Below are 892 nucleotides of genomic sequence, written 5' to 3'. Positions count from 1 at the left end.
CGCTCGTGTAGAACTTCAGCGCGAAGCCTCGCGGGTCGCGCCACGTGTCGGGAGAGCCCTGCTCGCCGGCGACGGTGGAGAAGCGGGCCAGCATGTCGGTCCGTACGCCGGGCTGGAACAGCCCCGCCTTCGTGTAGGCGCTGACGTCCTGGGTGGTCTCGAACCGGCCGAAGGCGCCGGAGCCCTTGGCGTGCACGTTGCGCTCGGGGATGCGCTCGCGGTTGAAGTGCGCCATCTGGCTCAGGAAGTGCACGTCGTGGAGCAGGATCGGGCCGTCGGCCCCGAGGGTGAGCGAGTTGCGGTCGCTCGGAGCAGGTGAACCGGTGTCCGTCGTCGAGCCGAGCGCGGCCTCGGACGAGGGGGCGGTGGCGATCGAGCTGTCCGTGGGCTGGGGGAGGTCGGGCATGTCACTCCTGGTGGTCGAGGTGGTGGGGAGCGAGCGCCGCCGGGTCTCCGAGAGGGGCTGCGCGCGCCACCTCTCCAACGTCGCACTGGATCTGGAACAGGTCAAGAAAACTCGCCCGCCGGGGTGGCGCCCGTCCCGGGTCGGTCCAGCCGGTCACTTCAGGAGATCCGGGCGTCCGAACATCTCCGCGGTGGCCCGGGCGCTGGGGGTGCCGACGTCGGGGTCGGCGCCACCGGCGAGCAGCCGGGCCACGACGTCGTCCTCGCCCTTGAAGATCGCACCGGCCAGCGGCGACTGGCCGCGTGCGTTGAGCCGGTCGGGGTCGGCTCCGCGGGCCAGCAGCATGGCGACGGTCCCGGCGTGCCCGTGGTACGACGCGAGCATCAGGGCGGTGTTGCCCTCACCGTCGGGATGGTTGGCCGGGAAGCCGCCGTCGAGGTAGCGCGCCAGCAGGTCGCTCTCGCCCTGGCGGGCGCAGTCCATGGC

At 72.3% G+C, this 892-nt stretch carries 2 protein-coding genes; both read right to left on the bottom strand.

The genetic code is table 11. The features are described from left to right. A partial coding sequence (locus tag AC1DQF_RS21650) for a catalase (RefSeq protein WP_477527283.1) occupies window positions 1-406 on the bottom strand: 406 nt, incomplete at its 3' end. Between the two features lie 153 nt (window positions 407-559). Continuing rightward, the coding region (locus AC1DQF_RS21645; RefSeq protein ID WP_477527282.1) for an ankyrin repeat domain-containing protein at window positions 560-892 on the bottom strand (333 nt) is incomplete at its 5' end.

It is taken from the genome of Nocardioides sp. P4_G4, assembly GCF_056401085.1.
The sequence above is the reverse complement of the archived record's forward strand: the minus strand, read 5'-3'. Positions and strand labels throughout refer to the sequence as shown.